General features: G+C 72.9%; 4 protein-coding genes. All 4 read right to left on the reverse strand.

Going from position 1 to position 22,441, the window contains the following annotated elements; genetic code table 11:
- The 4 genes from CDN99_RS10930 to CDN99_RS10950 are packed head-to-tail and all read right to left on the reverse strand — an operon-like array spanning position 1 to position 22,434.
- Positions 1-8,250, reverse strand: a complete 8,250-nt coding sequence (locus CDN99_RS10930) for a non-ribosomal peptide synthetase (RefSeq protein ID WP_088384899.1) — start codon at positions 8,248-8,250, stop codon at positions 1-3.
- Complete coding sequence (locus CDN99_RS10935; protein ID WP_088384900.1) at positions 8,250-11,735, reverse strand: non-ribosomal peptide synthetase; 3,486 nt, start codon at positions 11,733-11,735, stop codon at positions 8,250-8,252. Before CDN99_RS10935 ends, CDN99_RS10930 begins: the two co-directional genes overlap by 1 nt.
- Complete coding sequence (locus CDN99_RS29260; protein ID WP_238139476.1) at positions 11,732-16,612, reverse strand: type I polyketide synthase; 4,881 nt, start codon at positions 16,610-16,612, stop codon at positions 11,732-11,734. The genes CDN99_RS10935 and CDN99_RS29260 overlap by 4 nt, the downstream gene beginning before the upstream one ends.
- On the reverse strand, positions 16,612-22,434 hold the full coding sequence (locus CDN99_RS10950) for a non-ribosomal peptide synthetase (RefSeq protein WP_141100736.1): 5,823 nt from the start codon (positions 22,432-22,434) through the stop codon (positions 16,612-16,614). Before CDN99_RS10950 ends, CDN99_RS29260 begins: the two co-directional genes overlap by 1 nt.
- Positions 22,435-22,441: the final 7 nt, after the last annotated feature.

The following is a 22,441-nucleotide window of genomic DNA, read 5'->3' on the forward strand; positions in this document are numbered from 1 at the left end:
TCAATCCTGTGTCTCCAAATCATCCAGCAGCGCCGCGAAGCGGCCTGCGTCGGTGGCCGGCGCATCGGTCCGCGCGGCCGAGGCGCCCTGCTCCACGAGCCACCGCGCGAGGTCGGCGAACCGGGGGTGGTCGAACACCGCCTGCAACGAGAGCTCGACCGCGAACTGCTGGCGCAGCCGCGTCGTCAATCGGACCGCGAGCAGCGAATGCCCGCCGCGCTCGAAGAAGTGGTCCTGCCGCGTGATGCGCCCCCCGCCCAGCACGTCACCCCAGATCGCGGCCAGCGCGCTCTCGATCCCCTCGCGCGGCGGCTCGCCGCCGCTCGCCGGCACGAGCGTGGGCGCGGGCAGCGCCTTGCGATCGATCTTCCCGTTCGCGTTGAGCGGCAGCGCCGGCAACACCGTGATCACGGCAGGCAGCATGTAGTCCGGCAGCGAGCGCGACAGCCGCTCGCGCAGCACGCTGCCGTCGATGCCGACCACGCCGCCGCAGGCCTGCATGCCGCCGCCTGCGAGACCGTCGTCATCGCCGCGCGGGTCTTCGTCCGAAGCGGACTGATCGCCGCCACGCGTGCAGGCCTTCGCACCATTCCCATCCGTGTCGACACGCCGGACGACGCCTGGCTTCGTCGACACGTAGGCCAGCAACCGCGCGCCATCCGGCGTGGTGTCCGCCACGACCACGGCCTCGCGCACCTCGGGTTGGGCGAGCAACTGTGCCTCCACCTCGCCAAGCTCGATGCGGAAGCCGCGGATCTTGACCTGATGGTCGATGCGGCCGAGGTACACCAGCTCGCCCCGCCGATTCCAACGCACCAGATCACCGGTGCGATAGAGCCGTCCGCCGTCGCCATCGAAGGGATCGGCCACGAAGCGCTCGGCGCTCAACCCCGGGCGTCGCCAATAGCCGCGCGCCAGCAGCTCGCCGCCGATGCAGAGCTCCCCCGCCGCGCCGGGCGGCGCGAGGTTCATGTCGGTATCGACCACGCGCATCACCCGCCCCGCCAGCGGCTTGCCGATGGGGACCTGCGCCGGCACCTCCTCGTCGCCACGCGCCGGCGGCGAGCAGTCGAGCACCGACGCCGTCACCGTGGCCTCCGTCGGCCCATAGGTATTGAGTAGACGCACGCCGCCCAGGCCTGCCTCGCGCCAGGCCCTGATGCCCTCGGGCGACATCGCCTCGCCACCGGCGTGTACCTGGCGCAGCGCCGCCGGCGGCGACAGGCCCATGCGCGCGAAGTCCTGGGCCAGCAGCAGCCAGTACGCCGTGCTGAGGTCCGCCACGGTCACGCCGTGCTCGGTCACCTGGGCATGGAACTCTGCGCTGTCCCACAAGGTCGGCCCCCGCAGCACGATCGCCGCGCCCGCCAGCAGCGGCGCGAACAGCTGCTCCACGAAGCCGTCGAAGTTGAGCGTCGCGAACTGCAGCACGCGGTCCCGCTCCGTCAGGTCGAAGAAGCCGGCCGCCACCCGCGCATGCCGCATCAGCGCGGCATGGGAGATACCGACGCCCTTGGGGCGGCCGGTCGATCCCGAGGTGTAGATCAGGTAGGCCAGTTGATCGCCGTGGGTGGGCACATCGGGATCGTGGACCGCTGCGCGCCGCCGCGCGCCGTCGGCCGACTCGCCGGCTTGTCGATCATCCCGGGCATCCGGTGCCTCCCGTGCCTGCTTGGCCTCCGGTGCGTCCGGAACTTCCGCCGGTCCAGCGCCGGGCCCGCCGGCCGGTTCATGCGCCGGCTCGTCGACCAGCACCGGCACCACCGACGCCGGCACCGGCAAGGTGCCCAGGACGCGGCGCTGCGTCAGCAGCAGGCCGATGCCGCTGTCCTCGATCATGGCCTCCAGCCGCGCGGCCGGGTAGGACGGATCGAGCGGCACGTAGACGCCCCCGGCCTTCAGCGTGGCCAGCACCGCCACGATCATGTCGATCGAACGCTCGGTGGCGATGCCGACCCGCGCCTCGGGTCGCACGCCCAGGCCGATCAGACGATGGGCCAGGCGATTGACGCGCTCGTCGAGCTGCGCGTAAGTCAGTTGCCCCGCGCCGCAGCGCAGCGCCATCGCATCGGGCCGCCGCGCGGCATGTCGAGCAAGGTGGCGATGGATGCGCTCGTCCGGCCCGGCATGCGCCTCGGCCCCGCGGCCCCATCGCTCCAGCTGTCGGCGACCGTGCTCGTCGATCGCGTCGATCCGGCCGATCGGACGGTCGGCCGCCTCCGCCAGCCGGGCCAGCAGGCGCTCCACCTGCGCCGACAGCGCCCGCACGGTGGCCTCGTCGAAGCAGGCGCGGTCATAGCCGTAGTCCAGCGTCAGCGAGTGGTCCAGGTGGACCGAGACCGTCATCGGATAGTTGGTGTCGTCCTGGCTGCGGACCTCGCCGAAGCGCAGGCCGCCCGGTGCCGCCTGCCGCAACGCGGCGTCGATCGGGTAGTTCTCGAAGACGAGCAGGCTGTCGAACAGCGCCTGGCCGCCCTGCCCCGCCCAGCGCTGGATGTCGTAGAGCGGCGTCTGTTCGTGCTCGCGCGCGGCCACGCCGTCGGCCTGCAATTGGCGCAACCAGTCGCCGACCGGCCGATCCGCCGGACCCGGCACAACGACCTGCGGCAACGTGTTGATGAACAGGCCCAGCATCTCCTGGGACCCCGCCAACTCCGGCGGACGACCGGACACGGTGGTCCCGAACACCACCGCCGACTGGCCGGTGTGGCGGGCCAGCAGCAACGCCCACGCGGCCTGCACCAGCGTGTTGAGCGTCACCCGCTGCGCGCGCGCCGCGTCGCTCAACCGGCGCGTCGCGTCGGGATCGAGTCGGTGAATCAGATGGGCGATGCCGGTCGCCGTCGGCGGGGAGGCGGATGTGGGCGCCGATGCGGATGCGGATGCGGATGCGGACGTCGGTGTCGGTGCCGGTGTCGGTGCGGCGTTCGATGCCGACGTGGACTCCGGCGCCGATGTCGGCGAGGGCCGCGGCACCGCGAGCGTCAACAGACTAGGACCGTCGAGCCGCGCGAGTTGCGCGCGCCAGAACGTTTCGTCGGCTTGCGCGTCGCGCGCCAGCAGGGCCCGGATGTGGTCACGGTAGCGCGCCGGGGGCGCCAGCGGCGTCTGGCCGTCGTAGCGCCGCAGCACCTCGCCCATCAACTGCGACGCGCTCCAGCCGTCGAGCAGCAGGTGATGGCTGGTCCAGACCAGGTGATGCCTGTCCGCGCCGGTGCGTGCCAGCGCGAGCCGCATCAGCGGCGGGCGCGAGAGGTCGACTCCCGCGGCCATCTCGTCGATCGCCAGCACCTCCATGTCCGCCGCGTCACGGAGCCCGTCGAGCTCGCGCAGCGGCGTGTCCACCACGCGCGCCACCCATTGCAACGGACGTTCAAGATCGGTCAGGAATCCGGTGCGCAGCACCTCGTGCGCGGCGAGCACCCCGGCCCAGGCCCGCCGGAAACGCGCGGGATCCAGGCCGTCGATGTCGACCCGCAGTTGCGTCAGGTACTGCCCCGTGTCGGGCTGGGCCAGCACGTGGAAGAGCATGCCCGACTGCATCGGCGAAAGCGGGTACAGGTCCTCGATCCGGTCCATCGGCAATGGCAACGCATCCAGCCGCGCCTGATCCAGACCGGCCAGCGGCACGTCCGACGGCGTCAGCCCGCGGGCGCCGCCGCGGCAGTGATCGATCAGCGCGCGCAGCTCGACCTCGAATCGGTCGACCCAGGCCCGCACGACAGCGGCGTCGTGGCGCTCGCGGCTGTAGCCGACCCGCAGCGCCAGCTCGCCGTCCAGCACCTGGCCGTTGACGGCGAACTCGTGCGACTGCTCCGCCGTCTCGTCCATGGGCGTGCCGGCGCTCTCCGTCGCCATGCGCCAGCGGCCGGCGTCGAAACCGCTGTCCACCTGGCCCAGGTAGTTGAAGACGACCTGCGCCCGCGGCACGTCCGCCAGGGCCACGCGTTGCGCCTCGCTGCCCATGTGGCGCAGCAGGCCGAAGCCCAGGCCCCGCAAGGGCACGCGGCGCAGCGCCTCCTTCACGCGCTTGAGCGCGGCCCCCGGCTCGCCCAGCGGGTCGAGCGCAAACGGAAACATGCTGGTGAACCAGCCCACGGTGCGGGAGACGTCCGGCGCATCGCCCCAGTCCTCGCGCCCGTGGCCTTCCAGGTCCACCAGCACGCGCTCGTGGCCGCTCCAGGCGCACAGCGCGCGGCCCAGCGCCGTCAACAGCAAGTCGTTGACCTGCGTGCGATAGGCCGCCGGCGCGCGCTTGAGCAGTGCCTCGGTGGCGGCCGGATCCAGGCGCAACTCGATGGTGTCGATCGCCGTCAGGCGATTGGATCCCTCGGGCCGGTCGCACGGCATCGAGGCCGGCACGTCGATCAGCGCGCGCCAATGGTCGAGCTCGCCATCGAGACCCGCGACGCGGCGGCTCAACGCGAGCGCCCAGTCCCGCATGCCGGCGGTCCTGGGCGGCGGCACGCAGGGCTGCCCCGCCAGGCGCCGGGCATAGGCGGTCTGCAGGTCCTCCAGCAACACACGCCACGACACGCCGTCCACCACCAGGTGGTGGACCACCAGCAGCAGGCGCCAGGAGCCGTCCGCCATCTCGACGGCCAACGCGCGCAGCAGCGGCCCGTTCGCCAGGTCCAGGCTGCGCTGGACTTCGTCGCACAGCGCCGTCAGCGCGGTCGCGTCCGCCGCGCGGCGCCACCACAGCAGCTCCCGCCGCTGCCCGTCGGGTACGTCGCCATAGGTCTGGCGCCATGCGCCATCCGGCGTCTGGCGATAACGCAGGCGCAGGCCGTCGTGCTGATGAAGCAGCGCCTCCAGCGCCTCCTGCAGCGCCGGCCGCGCCAGCGGATCGTCGCTGCGCAGCAGCACGGCCTGGTTCCAGTGATGGCGATCCGCCACGGGCGTGGCGAAGAATGCCGCCTGGATCGGCAGCAACGGCACCTCGCCGGTGGCCGGCACGGCCGACTCGGTGGTCGCCGGCGCATCGACGGCCACCACGACCGTCACCGACGCCAGCGCGGCGATGCTCTGATGCTCGAAGAGCTGGCGCGGCGCCAGTCGCCAGCCGGCCCGGCGCGCGCGCGCCACGACCTGCAGGCTGAGGATCGAATCCCCGCCCAGCTCGAAGAAGTTGTCGTTGCGGCCGACGCGTGGCACGCCCAGCAGGTTGGCCCAGATCGCGGCCAGGGCCTGCTCCGCGTCGCCTTGCGGTGCGGCGTAGTCGCGCGTCGCCGCCAGCGCGGGCTCGGGCAGCGCCTCGCGGTCGAGCTTGCCGTTCACGGTCCGCGGCAGCGCCTCCAGCACGACCAGGGCCGCCGGCACCATGTGCTCCGGCAAGACCTGGCCCAGGCGCGCGCGGAGCACCTCCGCCTCGACCCGCCGCCCGGCGCGCGGCGATACGTAGGCGATCAGCCGCGCCCCCGTCGCGCCCTGCCCCGCGATGACCGCGGCATCGCCGACCTCGGGCTGCTGGCGCAGCCGCGATTCGATCTCGCCCGGCTCGATGCGGAAGCCCTGGATCTTGAGCTGTTGATCGATGCGCCCCAGGTATTCGAGCTGGCCGTCCTCGCTCCAGCGCACGCGGTCGCCGGTGCGATAGAGGCGCCCGCCGGCAAGGTCGAACGGGTCCGCGACGAAACGCTCCGCCGTCAGGCCCGCGCGACCCAGATAGCCCCGCGCGATGCCTTGCCCGCCGAGGTACAGCTCGCCGGGCACGCCGGGCGGCAGCAGGCACAGATCGGCGTCCAGCACCCGCGCCGTGCGATCGCCCACCGGGCGGCCGATCGGGGCGTAGGCGGAGGTCACGGTGGTGCCGCGGCGCGCCTTCCACGCCACCGGCGTCACCACCGTCTCGGTGGGGCCGTAGCCGTTGATCAGCAGCGCCGGCCCGAGCCGGTCGTCGACCAGCGCCAGGCCCGCGCGCGGCATCGCCTCGCCACCGAACGAGCACAGGCGCAGCGTCGGCACCGCGCCGCCATGCCGCGCCTCGGCGGCCAGCGCCTGCAGGTAGGCGGGTGGGAAACCGGCGTTGGTGACGCCGTGCGCGCGCATGGCGGCCAGCGTCTGGTCGGGCGTCCACGGCGACGCGTCGCGCAGCACCAGCCCGGCGCCGCAGCACAGCGCGGTGAACAGGCGCTCCTGCGCGCCGTCGAACGAGAAGGACAGGAAATGCAGCTCCAGCGAGCCGGCATCCATCTCGTAGAGCGCCGCCGTCTCCACGCAATGCATGCCGAAGGGCGCATGGGCCACCGCCACGCCCTTGGGCAGGCCGGTCGAGCCCGAGGTGTAGATCACGTAGACCAGCTGATCGACGTGAACGGGCACGCCGGGATTGCCGTCGGGCTCGGCGTCCAGCTCGCCATCCGACGCCAGCCTGTCCACCAGCCATCGTGGCGCCGCGCCGCCATGCGCCTCGGCCAACGAGGACTGGGTCAGCAGCAGCCCGATGCCGCTGTCCTGCGCCATGAAGGCGAGCCGCTGCGCCGGGTAGGCCGGATCCATCGGCACATAGGTGCCGCCCGCCTTGCACACGGCCAGCAGCGCGACGACCAGGTCGATGGACCGCTCCAGCAACACGCCCACCCGCGTCTCCGGCGCGAGGCCGAGCGCCAACAGCCGATGCGCGAGGCGATTGGCGCGGCGGTTCAGCGTGTCGTAGTCGATGCGCTGGTCGCCAAGGATCAGCGCCGTGGCCCGGGGACGCGCGCGGACTTGCGTCTCGAACAGCTCGTGCACCGGGGCGGATACGTCGTGTCGCGGCGCGTTGACGCCCCAGTCGCGCAGCAGCGCCTGCTCCGCCTCGCCCGGCAGCACAACGTCGGCCAGCCGTCGTTCAGGCGATTTGGCGATCGCGTCGAGCAGGCGCAGGTAGTGGCCGGCGAAACGTTCGACGCTGGCTGGCTCGAAGAGCTCGGCCGCGTAGGAGAAGGTCGCGGTGGCCGTGCCGTCGGGCGCCTCCACGATGTCGAGCGCGAGCTCGAATTGCGCCGACGTCGGCGCCAGCGCCTGCTCGCTCAGCCTCAGGCCAGGCAGGTCGCGCAGTCCGCCCAGATCGCGGCGCTGGTGGTTGAAGATCGCCTGGAACAGCGGCGACGTGCCGAGGCTGCGCTCCGGCTGCAACGCCTCGACGAGGTGCTCGAACGGCAGGTCCTGGTGGGTCTGCGCGCCCAGCACCGCCTCCCGCGTGGCGGCGATCAGCGCGTCCAGCCGGGTACGGCCGTCGAAGACCGCGCGCAGCACCTGCGTGTTGACGAAGAGGCCGACGATGCCGGCCGTCTCCGCGCGATGGCGGTTGGCCACCGGCGACCCCACGCGGATGTCCGGCTGACCGGTGAGGCGATGCAGCAGCGCCTGGTAGCCGGCCAGCAGCACCATGAACAGCGTCGCGTCGGCGCTGCGCGCCCGCTCGCGCAGCGCGTCCAGCAACGGGCGCGGCACGGCCAGCGTGTGCGACGCGGCCCGATAACGCCCGTCGGCGCGGCGGGGATGATCGGCGGGCAGTTGCAGCACGGGCTGCTCGGCGCCGAGCTGCGCCGTCCAGTAGGCCAGTTGCCGGTGCTTGCCGCCCGCCTCCATCCAGCGCCGTTGCCAGGCGGCGTAGTCGACATAGCGCAGCGGCGGCGGCGACAGGTCGGGCGTGGTCCCGATCACGCGGGCGCGGTACTCGCGCACGAACTCGTCGACGATCAACTGGATGGACGCGCCGTCCGACACGATGTGATGCATGACCAGCACCAGCACCCGGCGCTCCGGACGCGTCCGCACCAACCCGATCCGCAGCAGCGGGCCCCGGGTGAGATCGAACGGCTCCTGCGCCAGATCGCGGATGGCCTCGGCCGCCCGCGTGTCGTGGCCGTCGCCGCATTCCACAAGACGCAGATCCACCGGCGCGGCGGGCAGCACCGCGGGCCGCGCGAGGCCGTCCTCGTCCGCCTGGACCACCGTGCGCAACGACTCGTGCCGCGCGACGATGGCCGTGAAGGCGTCCGTCAAGGCCTCGACGTTCAACGCGCCGTCGAGCGCGACGGCGCCCGCGACGTGGTAAGCGCCGCTGGTCGGATCCATGCGCCACAGGAACCACTGCCGCCGCTGCGCGTAGGACAGCGGCGCGACCTGGTCCGCGGGCAGCGGCACGATCGGCAGGCCGGCGAAAGCAATCCCCTGCGCGTCGAGCGCCTGGATGAACGCGGCCTGCCGCTCCGCCGGCAGACGCGCGAAGCGCTCGGCGATCTCTCGCTTCTTCTGTTCCATCAGGGCTCCAGCTCTTCCAGCTTCTTGAAGGTCTCGGGGGGTTCCAACGCCGCCAGCAGGCGGTCCATCTCGTCGAGCTCCCGCCCCAGCGCCTGCGCGGCCCGTGGCTGCTGTGCGGCCAGCTCGCCGGCCAGCGCCGACAGCGTCCTCAGCTCGAAGAAGCGGCGCAGCGGCAACCGCACGCCCCAGTGCGACTCGGCCTTGGCCTGGACTTGCACCAGGGCCAGCGAATGCCCACCGAGATCGAAGAAATCGTCGTCGCGACCGACCCGCGAGACGCCGAGCACGGCGGACCAGATCGCGGCCAGCGCCGTCTCCGCCGGCCCCTCCGGCAGCGTCGAGCCGCGCCCCCTGCCGGGCTCGGGCATCGGCAACGCGCGACGGTCCAGCTTGCCGTTGGCGTTCAACGGCAGCGCATCCAGCACCTGCACGGACGACGGCAGCATGTGCTCGGGCAAGTCGGCGGCAAGCCGGCGACGCAGCGCTTCGGGATCGATGGCCAGGCCCCCGCGCGCGCTGACGAAGGCGACCAGGCGCGCCCCGCCCGCGCCGTTGGCGACCTGCACCGTCGCTTCACGGACCTCGGGCAAGGCCGTGAGCCGGGCTTCGATCTCGCCCAGCTCGATCCGGAAGCCGCGGATCTTGACCTGCTCGTCGATGCGGCCGAGATAGTCGATGTCACCGTCGGCGCGCCAACGCGCCAGGTCGCCGGTGCGGTACAGCCGGCCGCCCGCCGCGTCGTCGGGATCGGCGATGAATCGCGAGGCGGTCAGACCGGGCCGGTGCAGGTAACCCCGCGCCAGGCCGGCGCCGCTCACGTGGAGCTCGCCCGGCACGCCGATGGGCACCGGTCGCAGCTCGCTGTCCAGCAGCCGCAGGCCGAGGTCGGGCAACGCCCGCCCCATCGGGCTGCCGCCGTCCTCCAGGTCCGACGCGTCGAGCGGACGGCAGGTCACGTGCACCGTGGTTTCCGTGATGCCGTACATGTTGACCAGCCGAGGGTGTTCCAGCCCGAAGCGATCGGCCCAGGGCCGCAGGCTGCGCGGCTCCAGAGCCTCGCCGCCGAAGATCACCAGCCGCAGGGCCAGGTCTTGCCCGTCGAGCGCCGCCTCGGCCGGCGCGTCCACCGGCCCCGACTGCACCGCCACGTGCATCAGTTGCTTGAAGGCGGAAGGTGTCTGGTTGAGCACCGTCACGCGATGCTCGCGCAGCAATGTCAGGAACTCGCGCGGCGAGCGGCTGACGAGGTGCGGCACGATGACGACGCGTCCCCCGGTGCACAGCGGCCCGAACAGCTCCCACACCGAGAAGTCGAAGGCGTAGGAATGGAACAGCGTCCACACGTCGTCCGGGCCGAAGTCGAAGTGGCCGGCGCTGGCGTCGAGCAGCCGCAGCACGTTGCGGTGCGTGAGCTGCGCGCCCTTGGGTCGACCGGTCGAGCCGGAGGTGTAGATCACGTAGGCCAGGTGATCCGGTCGCAGCGCGACGCTCGGGGCGCGGCTCGACTCGTCGGCGAAGTCCTCGCCGCGCTCGCGGTCGTCGCCGGGCAGATCGACGCGCAAGTCGACACGCGGCACGTGGACTTCGGCCAACGCGGGGTGATCGTCGTCGCACAGCAGCAGGGCCATGCCGCTGTCCTGTGCCATGAAGCCGAGTCGATCCGCGGGATAGGCCGGATCGAGCGGCACGTAGGCGCCGCCCGCCTTCAGGGTCGCCAGCATGCCCACGACCATCGCGAGCGACCGCCCCGCCGCAAGCCCGACGCGGGTCTCTGGGCCTACGCCCAGCCGCCGCAGCCGATGCGCCAGCCGATTGGCCGCGCGGTCGAGCGCCGCGTAGCTGATGCGTTCCTGTCCCAGCGCCAGGGCCGTCGCATCGGGCCGCTGCCGGACTTGCGCCTCGAAGCGCTGGTGGATCAGGTCCGTGACGACGAGGTCCTCGCGGCGGCTCCATCGCGCGAGCTGGCGTTCCTCATCGGCGTCCAGCAGCGCCACGTCGCCCACGGCCGTTTCCGGCGCCTCGTGCAAGGCCCGCAGCAGCGCCAGGTAATGCCCGGCCATCCGCTCGATCGTGGCGCGCTCGTACAACGCGCTGGCATACCGGAACCACGCCTGCACCTGGCCGTCGCCCGACTCGGCCGTTTCCAGCGTCAGCTCGAACGGCGCGCTGCGCTCGCCGAAGTCGACACGCCGCACCGCCAGGCCCGGCCAGGCCGGCGCCGCGTGCTCGTCCAGGCGCAAATGATTGAACAGCACCTGGAACAGCGGCGTCGCGCCGGCCGCCCGGGACGGCTTGAGCACCTCGACCAGGCGCTCGAACGGCAGCTCCTGATGCGCCAGTGCGCCTAGCACCGTCTCCTGCATCTGCCGCAGCAGCTCGGTCAGGGTCATGCGCGGTCCGACCTCGCTGCGCAGCACCACCGTGTTGACGAAGAAGCCGACCACGCGCGCGACCTCGGGCCGGTTGCGGTTGGCCACGGGCAGACCGGAGCGGATCTCCGCCTGTCCGGTGTGGCGGAACAGCAGCGCGTGAAAGGCCGCGGCCAGCACCATGAACAGCGTGCCACCGTGGCGCCGCGCGGTCTCGCGCAGACCGACGACGAGCTCGGCGGGCAAGGTCAGCGATACGGCCGCAGGAGGGCCGTCCGGGGCGCCGCGCGGATGGTCCGTCGGCAGCGACAGCGGCGGTGATTCGGGGTCGAGACGGTCGCGCCAGTAGGCAAGCTGGCGCTCGCCCTGCGCGCCGTCCAGCCATTGCCGCTGCCAGCGCGCGAAGTCCACGAAACGGATCTCGGGCGGCGCCAGATCGACGTCCTGGCCGCGCAGGGCCGCCACGTACAGCGCGGGCAGTTCCGCCAGGATCAGCTCGACCGACCACGCGTCCGAGATCGCGTGATGCAGGCACAACAGCAGGTCGTGCGCCGCCGGCTCGGTCTTCAACAGCACGGCGCGCAGCAGCGGCCCTCGCTCCAGGTCGAACGCCGAGGTGCAAACCTCCCGCACGGCCTGCCGCCGCCGGACCTCGCGCGCATCGGCGTCGAGGCCGCTCAGGTCGAGGCACGGCAGGTCCAGCGGCATCGCCGGCCGTACCCGTTGGGTCAACGTGTCGTCCCCCCCGTCGCCTGAGTGAAAGACGGTGCGCAGCGCATCGTGGCGGTCGATCACCTGCGCCAGCGCCCGACGCAGCGCGGCGACATCGAGCGTTCCCGCGAGCCTCAGGCCGCCGCCCACGTGATACGCGGTGCTGTCGGGATTCATGCGCCACAGGAACCACTGGCCGCGCTGGGCGGGCGTGGCGGGGCCGGTGGGGTCGGTACCGCGCGCGATGCCGGTCGCGCCGGCCGCCGTGGCGGTCGACGTCGCGATTGATGTCGCGTTCGACGGGTCATTCGGCGCCGCCGTGCCGGCCATGCGTTGCCGCAGCCGCTGCAGTTGCGCGTCGGACAGCCGCGCGCGGCGTTGGGAAAGGTCGGAGGGACTGTTCATGTCGCAACGCTCAAGGAGTCGGGGGAGCCGGACATCGCGCCGTCCGCGTCCGGCGTCAGGCCCAGTGGGTCCGTCTGTTCGATCTCGTCCAGCAGGCGACGTTCGATCTCGTCGGCCTGGCGGGCGATCGTGGGGGCGCGGAAGAAGTCGGCCGGATGCAGCTCGACGCCATAGACCTTGCGCACCCGCGACAGCAGGCGGATGGCCAGCAGCGAGTCGCCGCCCAGGTCGAACAGGCTGTCGTCGACGCCGAGCGGCGCGATGCCCAGCATCTCGGTCCAGATCGCCGACAGCCCTTCCTGCAGCACGCCGTCCGGCGCCACGTACGGCGTGGGCAGCACCGGACGCGGCTGGCCGACGGCGGTGGCTGCGGTGGTCGCGGGCAGTTCCTCCAGCGCGGCGAGCAGGCCCTGGTCGAGGGGCCCGAGCCGTGCCTCCAGCGGCGTGGTGGACACCACCACCTGCGGCAGGTCCGGACCGAGCAGGATGCGCTCGAAGGCGCGCACGCCGCCGGCCTCGTCCAGCCCGACACCGCCCGGCAGGTCCAGGTCGACGGCCACGCCGACGTCGCGCCAGGCGTCCCAGTTGACGGAGACGACCGGCAAGCCCGTCTCGCGTCGACGGGCCGCCGCCAGCGCGTCCATGCCGGCATTGGCCGCGGCGTAGTCACTGCGGCTCAGGCCGCCGATCAGCGCGGCCACCGAGGAGCAGAGCATCACGAAGTCCAGCGGCTCGCCGGCCACCGCGCGCAGCACGCAGTCCGTCCCGGCGATCTTCGATGCCCAGGCGGCCTCGACGTCCGCGCGTGCGCGCCGGCCGATCAGGCCGCGCCCCGGATGCACGACCGCGTGCACGACGCCGTGGACGGGGCCGAAGCGCGCGTGTGCCCGCGCCAGCGCCGCCTGCAGCTCGGCGGCGACGAGCACGTCCGCCACCACCGTCATCACCTCGGCACCCGCGGCTTCCAGGTCCAGCAGTTGGCGCAGCGTGCGGCGCAAGGTCGCAGGCTGATCCGCGGCCTCGGCCAACGCGGGCCAGTCCGATCGCGGCGGCAGCGGCGTGCGTCCCAGCAGCACCAGCCGCGCGCCCCACGTGCCGGCCAGATAGCGCGCCAGGGCCAGGCCCACCGCGCCCATGCCGCCGGTGATCAGGTAGGTGCCGCCTCGGCGCAGGCGCTCGTGGCGAGGCAGGTCCGCCGGCACGGGCCGGTAGCGTCGGACCCAGCGCTGCGCGCCGCGCAACGCGACGAGGAAGTCGCGGCCACGATCGGCCTCGTCCACCAGCGCCGCTGCCAGCGCCGCTGCCAGCGCGACGGCCGCCGCGGCGCTCGCCACGCGCGGCGCGTCGATCACGCGGCAATCGAGTCCGGGATACTCCTGGCCCGCCACCTTGGCCAGGCCCAGCAGCGTCGCCTTGCCCGGCGCCAGAGCCTCGCAGCCGGACACGTCCCCCAGTCCGTCGGCGACGACCGCCACCACGGGCCGAGCCTCGGCGCCATGGGACGCCGGCGCCCCCTCCAGCGCCTGCAACAGGGCGAGCAGACCGAAATAGGCATCGTCCCCCGTGCCCGGCGCGATGCGCGGCCCCAGGCCGCCGAGGTGGAACACCCGCATCACCGGCCCCCTGTCGCCGAGGGCGACCAGCAGGGCCGCGATGTCTTCCACGCGGTCGGCGCGCAGCTGATAGACGCCCGGCTCGGCATGCGCGAACTCACGGCCCGGCACCGCGCGCACGACCTGCCAGCCCTGCCCCGTCAGCCGCGCGACGAGCGCATCGACGAGCTGTGTGGCGGTGGCGTCGGCGTTGGCCAGCACGAGCGCCACGCCATCGCGCGGCGCGACGGCCGTCTCGGTCGTCGTCGACATCGCGGTCTTCCCGGACACCGCGCTCGTTGCGGGCATCGCGGTGGCCGTGGTGGCCGTGGTGGCCGTGGTGGCCGTGGTGGCCGTGGTGGCCTTGAGCATCGCGGACCTCGTGGTGGTCGCAGACATCGCGGTCGCGATCGCGGGCAGCGATTGACGCTCCCAATCGGGCAGGTAGAGCCCGTCCTCCGCGGCCGCGTGGGTCGGCGCCACGCCGGCCGACGGACCCGGAGCCTCGTCCGTGGACGCGTCCGGCGCCTCGACCCAATGACGTCGGCGCTGGAACGGATAGGTCGGCAGCGGCACGCGCCGGCGGCCGGCCGCGGGCTGCAGCGCGTTCCAATCGACATCGACGCCCGCGGTCCACGCCCCGGCCACTGCCAGGGCCAGTTGGCGCTCGTCGCGCTCGGGCTGCTGCGGGTGCGCCTGGCACGACCAGATGCCCGCGGCCGACGCGCGGTCCGGATGCAGGCGGGCCAGCCCGGCGAGCGTCTCGCCGGGGCCGATGTCCAGCAGCACGCGGCCCGGCGTGCCCAGCACGGTCGTCAGGCCGTCGGCGAAGCGCACGGCGCCGCGCAAGTGCCGGCCCCAGTACGCGGGATCACACGCCTCCTCCGCCGTGATCGGACGGCCGGTGACGTTGGACACGAACGGGATCGACGGCGCCTGCCGCGGCACGGCGGCGATGGCGCGCTCCAGTTCCGCCACGATGGGCTCAACCATCGCGGAATGCGACGCCACCTGGATATGCAGCCGGCGCGGCAGGCAATGCACGGCCAGCGCGCGCTCGGCGCGGTCGATGGCGTCGACCGGCCCGGCCAGCACGCACAGCGATTCGCCGTTCACCGCCGCCAGGTCGCAGCCATCGTCGAGGAACGGTCGCAGCTCCGCCTCGGGCAGCGGCACGGCGATCATCGCGCCGCCCGCGACGCTTTCCATCAACCGGCCTCGCGTCGCCACGACCTGCAGCGCGTCCCCCAGGCCGAAGACACCGGCCAGGCAGGCGGCCACGTATTCCCCGAGGCTGTGACCCAGCATCAGCGCCGGTGTCACGCCCAGGTGCATCCACCACTTCGCCAGCGCGTACCCGACGACGAACAGCGCCGGCTGCGCCATCGACATCCGCGAGAGCCCCGCCGTGGCGGCAGCCTCGGCGCCGGACGCGGGGAACAGCACCTCCCGCAGGTCCGGGCCGCCGCGCTGGCGCAGCAGGTCCAGGCAGGCGTCGAGTTCGGCGCGGAAGAAGTCGCTTCGCCGGTACAGCGCCTGCCCCATCCGCACATGCTGCGTGCCGCCGCCAGGGAACAGGAAGACCACCTCCGGCGCTCGCCCCGCCCGCGCGCCGGGCCCCGGCGCGTCGAGCAGATCCGCCGCGAGGCCGTGTCCATCGGCCACGGCGGCGGCGCGCCACGGGAAGACGCGCCGGCCATGGCGCAGCGTGTGGGCCACGTCGGCCAGCGGCTGCTCGGGATGATCGCGCAGCCAGGCGGCCAGGCGGGTGCGTTGCTCGGAAAGCGCCGTCTCGTCGCGGGCGGAAAGCGGCAGCACCTGCCAGGCGCCGGACAGCACGGCGTCGTCGCGCGGCGCGGCGTCATCCTCCGGCCAGGGGCCATCACGCGACCTGAGGTCATCGCCCGGCGTGGCGTCATCGCGCGGCGCGGCGTCGGGAGCCTCCTCCAGCACGACGTGCACATTGGTCCCGCCGATGCCGAAGGCGCTGACGCCCGCGCGACGCGGCGTCCCGCCTCGCGGCCACGGACGAGTTTCGGTGTTGACGCGGAACGGGCTGCGCTCGAAATCGATGCGCGGGTTGGGCCGCTCGAAGTGCAGGCTGGGCGGCAAGGTCCGGTGACGCAGCGCCAGCACCGTCTTGATCAGGCCCGTCACGCCGGCGGCGGCGTCGAGGTGGCCGACGTTGGTCTTGACCGAGCCGATGGCGCACCACGGCTCGCCGGGGCGCGACGCGTCGCCGTCGCCGCGGAAGGCGGCGGTGAGGGCCTCGATCTCGATCGGATCGCCCAGGGCGGTGCCGGTGCCGTGCGCCTCGACGTAGCCGATGCTGCGCGCCGCGACGCCGGCCACCGCCTGCGCCGCGCGGATCACCGCCGTCTGGCCGCTCACGCCGGGCGCGGTGAAGCCGACCTTGTCCGCGCCGTCATTGTTGGCGGCGCTGCCCTTGATCACCGCATGGATGGTGTCGCCGTCGCGCCAGGCGTCCTCCAGCCGCTTGAGCACCACCACGCCGGCGCCGCTGCCCAGCACCGTGCCGGCCGCCTCGGCGTCGAAGGCGCGGCAATGGCCGTCGGGCGAGAAGATCGCGCCCGGCTGATGGCGATAACCGGCCGTCTGCAACAGGTTCAGCGACACACCGCCCGCCAGCGCCATGTCGCATTCATGGCCCAGCAGCGCCTGCACGGCGCCGTGCACCGCCGCCAGCGAGGTCGAGCAGGCCGTCTGGATCGTCACCGCCGGTCCGCGCAGATCGAGCTTGTAGGCCACGCGCGTGCACAGCGCGTCCGCCATGTTGCCGCCGAGCAGCCCCAGCAGATCGGCGATCTGCCCGCCCTGCGCGAGCCGCTCGCGCGGCAGCAGGTGCCGCATCAGGTAGGTCGCCGCGCCGCAGCCGGCGTACACGCCCACGCGCCCGTCCTGGCGCTGCGCGTCGTACCCGGCGTGCTCCAGCGCCGCCCAGGCGCATTCGAGGAAGACGCGATGCTGCGGATCCAGCGTCTCGGCGTCGCGCGGCGTGTAGCCGAAGAACTCGGCATCGAAAAGCGCCATGTCGGCCAGCGGCACGCCGGCCTTCACGTAGTGCGGATCGCTCAGCAGCGCCTCGGGGACACCGCGCCGACGCAGTTCCTCGTCGTCGTAGCACCGCACCGATTCGACACCGTCGCGCAGGTTGCGCCAGAAGGTCTCGATGTCGGGGGCGTCGGGGAAACGTCCGGCCATGCCGACGACAGCGATCTCCAGGCCGTGGTCCTGACCGTTCAGCGGATCAGCGTTCGAATGCATCAGTGGGTCCTTTCGGCGAGGCGCTTGCGTCGCTGCAGCAGCGCGGCGCGGCGCCGGTGGTCGGCGTCGTCGATGGGAGCGGCCAGGAGAGGCACGGCCGCATCGGCGCGTTCATCCGTGGGGCTGCCACTTCCGGCGCTCGGGGAGTGATTGCCGTCGCGGGCGGCCCGGTCTTGCCGGATGCGCCGCGCCAGGGCTTCGACGTTGGGATGGCGGAACAGGTCCACCACGCTCAGGCCCGCATGCAATCGGTCTTCCAGCAGACGGTGCAGCCGGATCAGCAGCAGCGAATGACCGCCCAGATCGAAGAAGTTGTCGGTGAGCCCCACGTGCGCGACGCCCAGCACCTCGGCGAGCACGAGCGACAGTTGCCGTTCAAGGTCGTCGGAGGTCGCATCGTTCTCGCCGGCACCGTCGGAGGTCGCACCGCCGCCCATGCGGACGGCGTGGCCCTCGCCGCTCGCGCCACGCCCGCCGTCGACGGCCCGCGGCTCGGGCAGCGCCGACCGGTCCACCTTGCCGTTGACGTTGACGGGCAGCGCCTCCAGCACGACGACGGCCGCGGGCACCATGTAGTCGGGCAGGCGATCCGCGAGCCGCTCGCGCAGCGCCGCGGCGTGCAACGCCTGCCCAGGCCGCGGCGCGACGTAGCCCAGCAGGCGCGGTCCGCCCGGACCCGCGCGGACCACCACCGCGGCCTGGCGCACGCCGGGCTGCGCCAGCAGCGCCGCCTCCACCTCGCCAGGCTCGATGCGGAAGCCGCGGATCTTGATCTGCTGGTCCGCCCGGCCGAGGTACTCCAATTGCCCTTGCGCGTTCCAGCGCACCAGGTCCCCGGTGCGATAGAGGCGACCACCGGCGGCATCGAAGGGATCCGCGACGAAGCGTTCGGCGGTCAGCCCGCCGCGCGCCGGATAGCCACGCGCGAGGCCGCTGCCGCCCAGGTAGAGCTCCCCCACCAGGCCTTGCGGCAGCAGGTCGAGCCCGGCATCGAGCACCAGCGCCTTGCGGTCGCCGACGGGCCGGCCGATGGGCGCGTAGGCAGCGGTGGGCAGCGGCTCGTCGGTGCGGGCCTTCCACAGCGTGGGCGTCACGACGGTCTCCGTCGGGCCGTAGCCGTTGATCAGGACCTTCGCGCCGAGGTGGCGTTGCGCCAGCTCCAGCCCTTCCCTCGGCATCGCCTCGCCGCCGAAGGAGTACAGGTGGACGGCGGGCGCCCCGCCCGGCCCCGCGGCGGCATGCGCGAGCTCCTGCAGATAGACCGCCGGGAAGCCGCCGTTGGTGACGCCATGCCGACCGATGGCGCCGAGCGTGTCGCGCGGCGACCAGAGCGCGCCGTCCCTCAGCACCAACGAGGCCCCACAGCCCAGCGCGGTGAACAGGCGCTCGTGCGCGCCGTCGAAGGCGAAGGACAGGAAGTGCAGCTCGCGCGAGTGCGGCCCCATCTCGTAGAGCGTGGCCGTCTCCACGCAATGCATCGCGAACGGACCGTGCGCCACCGCGACGCCCTTGGGCGCGCCGGTGGAGCCGGAGGTGTAGATGACGTAGGCCAGCTGGCCCGGATCGACGGCGAGGTCTAGATCCAGGTCCAGCGCCTGGTCGAGGTCAACGTCGACGTCCGGCTGGGCCTCCAGCTCGACCTCCAGGCCAGCGTCGAGCCCGGCATCCAGCTCCGCGTGGGGCTCACCGTCGATCCCGGCCCCAGGCTGCCGCGCGACATCGGCCTCGTCGAGCACGAGCACCCGCGCGGCGTGCCCGGCCAGCAGCCGCTTCGCCTGCCCCCTCTGCGTCAACAGCAGGCGCATGCCGCTGTCCTCGATCATCGACCGCAGGCGCGCGGCGGGGTGCGACGGCTCCAGTGGCACATAGGCCCCCCCGGCCTTGAGTACTGCCAGCAGGGCCACGATCAGCTCGGGCGATCGATCCATCGCGATGCCGACCTGGACCTCCGACCCCACGCCCAGCGACCGCAGGCGCCGCGCCAGCCGGTTGGCCCGGCGGTTGAGGTCGCCATAGGGGACGACCTCGTCGCCGAAGAGCAAGGCCGGCGCATCGGGTCGCGCCGCCGCGTGGCGCTCGAACAGGCGATGCACCGGCTGCGCGTCGCGGCGGGCGTCGGGGTTGCCACCCCAGCGGTGCAGCGTGTCGCGCTCCTGCGCGCCGATCAGGTCGACGTCCCGCACCGCCAGGTCCGGTCGGTCGGACAGCGCGCGCAACACCGCCAGGTAATGCCCGACCAGTCGGGCCATGGTCGCCGCCTCGAAGCGCTCGCTCGACCAGACCAGCCGCGCCCGCACGGCACCGTCCGCGATCTCGCGCGTTTCGAGCACGAGCTCGAATTGCGCGTGCTCGGGCAGCACCGCGACTTCCGCGATCGACCAGCCGGTCTGGCGCTCCGCGCGATCGTGGCTGACCTGCAAGTGGTTGAACACGACCTGGAACGGCGACTGCGCGTCGAGGCCGCGCTGCGGCTGCAGCTCCCGCATCAGACGATCCAGCGGCACCCCCTGATGGGCCTGCGCCTCCAGCACAACCTGCCGCACCTGGCGGACCACCGCGTCCAGGCAATCGCCGCCGTCGATGTCGGCGCGCAGCACCAGCGTGTTGACGAAGCAGCCCACCATGTCCTGCAACTGCGGCAGCGGCCGATTCGCGAAGGGGGCGCCGACGCGGATCTCGCGCTGCCCGGTGTAGCGGTGCAGCAGCACCTGGAAGCCGGCCAGCAGGCTCATGAAGAGCGTCGTGCCCTCGGCGCCGGCCTGGGCGCGCAGGCGGGCGACGATGTCCGCCGGCAGCTCGACCTCGATCGAGTCCGCGTGCTGACGCTGGTGTCGGGAGCGTGGATGGTCCGTCGGGAGGACCAAGTCTGGCGCGGGCTCTCCGCCGGCCGTGCGCAGTTGGTCGCGCCAGAAGGCCATCTGCAGCGCCTCGCGCGCCGGGTCCACGGCTTCGCGCTGCCAGACGGCGTAGTCGGCGTACTGGAGCGGCGAGGGTGGCGAGACGTCCGAGTCGCCGCAGGGGCTCCCGTAGCGCGCGGCCAGCTCGTCCATGAGCATCTGCATCGAGGCACCGTCCACGGCGATGTGATGCACGACCAGGGCCAGCAGGTGATCCCGCCCGGATAGCTTCACCAGCACCGCGCGCACCAGCGGACCGCGCGCGAGGTCGAAGGGCTCCGCGATCAGCCGCGTGACGATCCGACGGGCGCGATCCTCGCGGTCGGCACCGTCCACATCCGCGAGGCCGATGCAATGCAGCGCCGCGGTCGCGCCTGCCTCGACCGATTGCTCGATCTCCCCGTCCTCGCGGACACGGAACACCGAGCGCAAGACGTCGTGCCGCGCCAGCAGCCTGGCGAAGGCGCGCCGCAGACGCTCCGGATCGACATCGCCGTCGATGCGCAGCACGCACGGCACGTGATAGGCGCTGCTGCCCGGATCCAGCTGCCAGAGGAAGTAGTGCTGCCGCTGGGCGGAGGACAACGGCAGCGGCCCCCGGCGCACTGCCGGCGCCAGCGCCACGATGGTGGCGGTCTCGTGCGCGACCGGCGCGGCGGCGCGGATCGCCTCGACCTGCGCCCGCAACCGTGCGTGCTCGAACACCTGGCGCGCCGGGAAATCGATCCGCCATTGCTGCCCGATGCGCGCGGCCAGTTGCACCGCCAGCAGCGAGTTGCCGCCGAGGGCGAAGAAATGGGAGTCCGCGCCGCAAGGGCGCGTCGGCGCGAGGCCGAGCACATCTCGCCACAACGCCACCAGGGCCGCGGTGGTTTCGTCGAGCGGCGCGTCCAACGCTGCCGCAGGAGCCGCCGCTCCCGCGCCCTGTCCCGCGTCCAGGCCGGGATCGGCGCCCGCGTCAGCGCCGGACGTGAAACCCGCGTCCGTGCGCCAGACGCCTTGGGGTTCAGCGCTCATCAACGGCTGCCCGCGCTCGAACAGCGCGTAAGCCTCCAGCGATCGCTGGGTCCAGCCCTGCCGGCACGCGGCCCGCTGCAATTTGCCGCTCGACGTCTTGGGCAGTCCGCCCGGCTGAAGCAAGGCGATCGCCAGCGGCGCCTCGCCGGCCTGCGCGACGACGACCTCGCACAGCAGGTCGGACAGGGCCTGCGGCGTCACGAGCTTCTGCAGTCCGCGCGAGACCTCGGCCGCGACGCCGATGCCCTCCACGCCGTCGACCTCGACCCGGAAGGCCGCCACGCGGCCCTTGCGCACGGCCTCCACGCCGGCCTCCACCGCGCGCTCGACGTCCTGCGGATAGACGTTGTGGCCGCGCACGATGATCATGTCCTTCAGACGCCCGGCCACGTACAGCCGCCCGTCGTGCTCGAAACCGAGATCGCCGGTGCGCAGCCAGCGCCGGCCGTCGCGCTCGACGAAGGTCTCGGCGCTCGCCCTCGGTTTCTGCCAGTACCCCGATGCGATGCTGGGGCCCGACGCCCAGATCTCGCCTACCCGGCCCGGTGGCAAGGCGGCGCCCGACGCGGCGTCCACGATCAGCACCCCATGCGCCGTGGGCGCCCGGCCGCAGGCCACCAGCCGCGTGCCGCCCGCATGCGGCTCGGCCCGCCCCCGCGCCAAGGCCTCGGCATCGAAGGCGGTCGCGACCAACCCTTCGCCGCGCGTGCCGCCGGTGACGAACAGCGTCGCTTCCGCCAGGCCGTAACAGGGATAAGGCGCCGCCGCGGAGAAACCGGCCGGCGCGAAGCGGTCGACGAAGGCCCGCAGCGTGTCGTGACGCACCGGTTCCGCGCCGGAGAAGGCCAACCGCCAGCTCGACAGGTCCAGCGTCTGCAGTTGCGTGTCGCGCACGCGGTCGACGCAGAGCCGGAACGCGAAGTCCGGGCCGCCGCTGATCGTGCCGCGATGGCGTGAGAGCGCCTGCAGCCACCGCACCGGCCGCTCCAGCATCAGCCGTGTCGGCATCAGCACCAGCTTGATGCCGCGATGCAGCGGCTGCAGCATGCCGCCGATCAGGCCCATGTCGTGGAACAGCGGCAGCCAGGTCACGAATACGTCGTCGGGGCCGACCGACAGGCCTTCCTCGATGGCGCGCTCGTTGGCCATCAGGCTGTCGTGACTCACCATCACGCCCTTGGGCGCCGACGTCGATCCGGAGGTGTACTGCAGGAAGGCGATGTCGCCGCCGCGCGGCGCGTGGACGCGCCAGCGCGCGGCGGCATCCTCGCCAGCGTGGTCGAACTCGTCCACCGCCACGACCTCGATCCGAGCGACGACCTTGGCGATCGCGGCACTGTCGCCATCGGTATCGCCATCGCCATCGGTGTCGGCGTCGGCGTCGGCGTCGGCATCAACGTCGATATCGGCATTGCCGTCGACCTTGCTCCGGCCGTCCCTGCCGCCGCCGCCCGCGACCGCGGCTTCCGTGTCGATGCCCGACAGCTCGCACAACGTAGCGCCGAAGCGGTCGGCCAGGTCGCGTGTCGTGAGGACGCAGCGCGCCTGCGAATCCGCCGCCATGCCTTGCAGACGCGCCAGGTGTTGCGGGCGGGTGCTTTCCGGCGGGAAGGCCGGGACCGCGATGATGCCGGCGTAGAGACAGGCCAGGAAAGCGACGACGTAGTGATCGCCGTTCTCGAGGAGGATCAATGCCCGGTCACCAGCGTCGAAGCGCCGTTGCAGCGTCGCCGCCAGCGCGCGGACGCGCCGGTCGAGCGCGGCGTAGCCGACGCCGATGTCTTCCTCGCGCCCCTCCCGATCACGGATCGCGATCAGCGCGATGTCCTCGGGACGCCGCTCGGCGAGCGCGCGCAGATGGGCGACGAAGTGCGGCGGGAAATCCGTCGCGACGGAGGGCTGGTTCATGTGCGGT

It is taken from the genome of Roseateles aquatilis (assembly GCF_002205645.1).
In the GTDB taxonomy this organism is placed as follows: domain Bacteria; phylum Pseudomonadota; class Gammaproteobacteria; order Burkholderiales; family Burkholderiaceae_C; genus Roseateles; species Roseateles aquatilis.

What these genes read in the sequence shown, in the direction of transcription:
- CDN99_RS10930 (WP_088384899.1), bottom strand. Translation starts at nt 8,250, where the DNA reads ATGGAACAGAAGAAGCGAGAGATCGCCGAGCGCTTCGCGCGTCTGCCG.
- CDN99_RS10935 (WP_088384900.1), bottom strand. Translation starts at nt 11,735, where the DNA reads ATGAACAGTCCCTCCGACCTTTCCCAACGCCGCGCGCGGCTGTCCGAC.
- CDN99_RS29260 (WP_238139476.1), bottom strand. Translation starts at nt 16,612, where the DNA reads ATGCATTCGAACGCTGATCCGCTGAACGGTCAGGACCACGGCCTGGAG.
- CDN99_RS10950 (WP_141100736.1), bottom strand. Translation starts at nt 22,434, where the DNA reads ATGAACCAGCCCTCCGTCGCGACGGATTTCCCGCCGCACTTCGTCGCC.